The following is a 3,889-nucleotide window of genomic DNA, read 5'->3' as shown; positions in this document are numbered from 1 at the left end:
CTTATTGAAATAATTGAATTAATACAGTCGATTTCGCATAAGGTGTATTATGTTAATTGTAGAAAATCTTAAAATTACAGTTTTTCAAATTGCATTAATCCAAGAAACAAGTCCGTTATAATGCTCTTTTATAAATTCAATAATAAATTTTTTTTGAGCATCATTAAAAACGTGTTGATCTTTTTCCCATTGTGAGTCCAACCTAAAAATGAACGAATCCATGTAGGTTTTATTTTCATTAGTTAATAGAAAATAATAGAATGCAGCAGGTAAAAAGAACTTAAACCCCTCTGAGTTTAAATAACTACAGTTTTGCCCAAAGTAATACAAGTATTCATAACTTACATCTTTCCATGTTTTGAGCCCCTCATGCGGTCTGCTACGTGAACGAACTGCTTCTAATCCAACTTGCATGTAAAATTCAGGCCAATCAAAACCATATTCAAGAAGTAAGCCTTCTGCTGACACTCCTATTGCAGATAAGTAATCATCATCAATTTGTTCAAAATATCCATAATGTGTATCAAAAAAATCACACTCAAGTAGAGAGCGGTTATCCCCTAACTGGAAAGGAGGGAAAATCTCTTCAAGAAGCTCTTTCGTATTTACTTTCATAATTAATTTTCACATAGACTCAGGGCATTTTGAGCATCAATAAGTGCTATAGCATGGTTTGGATCAGGAGGTGACCAACAAGCATTTTCTTGAGTTCTTGCATTTATTAAGTTTCTAAAAAGAGTTGCATTAGCAGTTTTAATTGCTGTATCTGTTACATCTTTACAGCTTTTTCCTCTTGTAGCCGTCTTAGCATCTCTTGTAGCCCTAGTTATTGGCATAAATTGCGATTTATCACAAATCCAACAACTACCATTTCTAACAATGCCACTTGGACACTTAGTGTTGTTTTCTAATTCATCTTCAATCGGTTTAGCTTTGGCATCATCATTTTCAGCTTCCGACAAAATATTCGTCGCTGCTGCTAAAACAGCAAACTGCGCATCGAGATTATCATTCTCTGCATTTTCAATGACTTTTTGAGCAACGACATCTAAAGAAATACTTTTATCTTTATTTTGTTCAGCATTAGGATCATAAGAAGGATTTGAAACCTTTCCCCAAGTAGTACGGATGGTGCCTGACCCATCATAAACACAACTAAAACTATTAGGATCCCATGCATCAAAATTTTCTAATTTTAAAAATTTCTGACTAGTATTATTAGCAGGAATATAAAACTTACAAATACTTTCAGCATATGTCCTATCCCACTTAAAAGCAGCATAAACACTAGCAAAATCAGAAGACCTAAACATAAACAGATCTTGAGGACAATCTTTACCATTAATCGAACTGGGTGCATTATTTGATATTGTCAATCTCGGACAACACGACCCTGCATCCCTACTTGGACTGTTAAGCAACATCAAAATCGCACCAGATGATCCTAGGTGGACGAATTGGCATAAACAGGGAGTTTCTATACTCCATCAAAGAAAACAGGCTAAAAACGCAAAACAGGAGCAATCAGCGCATGAAAATGACTGAACAAGAAAAAGCAAGGCGATCAGAAAATGCCTTCATAAAAAAAGCGAACCATGAATACTACGATCTTGACTACACCGAAGAACATCAAAAACTTGCTGATCAATACATTTCAGGTCAAATGACCGATCAAGAATTTAGCGAAAATTTCTACCAAATTAATAAAAATAAGTAATCAATCAGCGAGTGTCTACGAGCGTCACAACCAACATTCGCGCATCGACTCCCTGAAAAACCGCTTTTTTAGGCTGTATAGCCTAAAAGAGCATAGATCACATGCTAAAAATTGTGCCTAGACCGAGCGTAGCGAGTAAAAAAACACATGAGCGAAGCGAATTCATAGTCGCTTTTGACTTTGCTTTAGATTTTGCTTTTGCTTTTTCTCAAATTCACGGAAATATGAACCAAAAATTGCTCCTCGAATCGAGCGAAAGCGAGATTCAATAGAGTTTGAGCGTAGCGAAAACATAGGGCAATTTTTCAAATGAAAGGCTTTTAATTATTTTTAAGCTTTTAAATGCTTTTAGCTGGCCTGAAAGCCTTATATATAAAGCTATTTAAGATTTATAAAACTAGGTTTATCGACCCATAAAACTAGGTTTATCGACCCATAAAACTAGGTTTATCGACCCATAAAACTAGGTTTATCGACCTAAAAACTAGGTCTATTTACAACCTAGTTCAATTAGTCTAAAGTACAACCTAGTTTAATTATAAATTTATTACTAAAAATGAGTGAATTAGTCGTTAAAGATAATGCTTTAATTCAAGCTAGTTATACCTTAGATACAGTAGAACAACGCTTAATTCTTCTAGCAATTGCCGAAGCAAGAGGAACAGGTCATGGAATTACTGAAAATAGCTTATTAGAAGTACATGCCAGTAGTTATATAAATACATTTAATGTTGAAAAACATACAGCATACACTGTTCTGCGAGAAGCATCTAAAAGCCTATTTGACCGCTATGTTACCTACCATGATATAAACCCAAAAACAGGTAAAGATCGCAGTTTTCACTGCCGTTGGGTTGATAAAATTGGCTATGAGCAACAATCAGGCATTGTCTTTCTTCGTTTCACACAAGATATTGTTCCTCTCATAACGAGACTAGAAGAAAATTTTACAAAATATGAACTTCAACAAGTCTCCAAATTAACAAGTTCATACGCTATACGCTTATATGAACTATTAATTCAATGGCGTTCTACAGGTCAAACCCCTATTTTTGATTTATCAACATTCAGACAGCAACTTGGTGTTGAACCTCATCAATATAAAACTATGAGTAACTTCAAAACATACGTTTTAGACTTTGCTTTAAAACAAGTTAACGAATTAACAGATATAACTGCTAAATACGACCAACATAAAAAAGGTCGCTCAATTTATGGCTTTAGCTTCTATCTCAAACAAAAAAGTAAAAAGATTAAGCCTAAAAAATTAGATTTAACAGATAAGCAATTAGATCTATTTGCAGACAAGCTAGCTCATGACCCTATATTCGCTAACAAATTTAGCGATGTTGGTGAAAATTATGAAAATTTCAAAAACCGAATAAAACAACAGTTAAAAGATCCTGTAAATTTAGGCAAATATTCAGCCTATTTAGACAATTTAGGTTTAAAAGTTTAGGCTATTGGATATGCCTAATAGACAGCCTATTAGACATATACTTTTTACAAGATTAGGCATGGTTTTACATAATGAAAAGTCTTTCTGTTATTGAGCTTTCTAAGTTATATGGGATAAATAGACAAACCATTTACAATCATATAAATAAAGGAATTTTAAGTAAAAATTCTGATAATAAAATTGATTTATCAGAAGCTATACGTGTATTTGGTGAACCAACAATAAAAATGGATGTAAAAGAGCCTGTAAAAGTAGACAGTCCAAGTTCGGCAGAAGTTTTACTACTTAGACAACAGATAGACATGCTTAAAAATCAGCTTGATGATGCCAAAGATCGTGAATCTTTTTATCAAAATCAAATTGAAACTATGCAACGGTTATTGGAAGCTCCAAAAAACAATATGTCTATGTTTGCCGATCAAAAACCTGAATCTAATATAGCAACAGATCACCAGTTAGAATCTGAACCTAAAGATGACGGATTGACTACTACTGAACCCAAAGAAAACCCACGCATACCAGTACCCGAACATATCGAGCCTGAACTGAAGAAAAGGGGCTTCCTCAGTCGCTTTTTCTTGCCGAATGGGTGAGGGCATTATTGACTGTGGCTAATCAAAAACGTGGAACAACGGTTAAATACTAGGCGTGAAACGTGAAGAATCCACAAAAAAGCCCGACTTGTGCAAGTCAGGCTTTTTCATGGATTACAA

Annotated in this window: 5 protein-coding genes; 3 read left to right on the top strand and 2 right to left on the bottom strand. The window is 34.3% G+C overall.

The features are described 5' to 3' along the window. Positions 1 to 84: 84 nt before the first annotated feature. Positions 85 to 615, bottom strand: coding sequence for a DUF6714 family protein (locus WAE57_RS15695; RefSeq protein WP_337711289.1), 531 nt, complete (start codon positions 613 to 615; stop codon positions 85 to 87). A gap of 2 nt (positions 616 to 617) precedes the next feature. Then, the gene (locus WAE57_RS15690) at positions 618 to 1,313 is read right to left on the bottom strand and encodes a hypothetical protein (RefSeq protein ID WP_337711288.1); all 696 of its coding nucleotides are present in this window, start codon (positions 1,311 to 1,313) and stop codon (positions 618 to 620) included. Positions 1,314 to 1,531: 218 nt separating this feature from the next. Here WAE57_RS15690 and WAE57_RS15685 point away from each other — a divergent pair, with 218 nt between their 5' ends. The 3 genes from WAE57_RS15685 to WAE57_RS15675 all read left to right on the top strand — a co-directional run bounded on the left by WAE57_RS15685 (position 1,532) and on the right by WAE57_RS15675 (position 3,769). Beyond that, positions 1,532 to 1,717 carry a hypothetical protein gene (locus tag WAE57_RS15685; RefSeq protein WP_337711287.1) on the top strand — a complete coding sequence of 62 codons (186 nt, stop codon included), beginning with the start codon at positions 1,532 to 1,534 and terminating at the stop codon, positions 1,715 to 1,717. A gap of 556 nt (positions 1,718 to 2,273) precedes the next feature. Further along, complete coding sequence (gene repM / locus WAE57_RS15680; protein ID WP_337711286.1) at positions 2,274 to 3,176, top strand: replication initiation protein RepM; 903 nt, start codon at positions 2,274 to 2,276, stop codon at positions 3,174 to 3,176. Between the two features lie 71 nt (positions 3,177 to 3,247). Then, positions 3,248 to 3,769 carry a plasmid replication DNA-binding protein gene (locus WAE57_RS15675; protein WP_337711285.1) on the top strand — a complete coding sequence of 174 codons (522 nt, stop codon included), beginning with the start codon at positions 3,248 to 3,250 and terminating at the stop codon, positions 3,767 to 3,769. Positions 3,770 to 3,889: the final 120 nt, after the last annotated feature.

Origin of the sequence: Acinetobacter sp. NS-4 (genome assembly GCF_037402435.1) — a bacterium.
Classification (GTDB): Bacteria; Pseudomonadota; Gammaproteobacteria; order Pseudomonadales; family Moraxellaceae; genus Acinetobacter.
The sequence above is the reverse complement of the archived record's forward strand: the minus strand, read 5'-3'. Positions and strand labels throughout refer to the sequence as shown.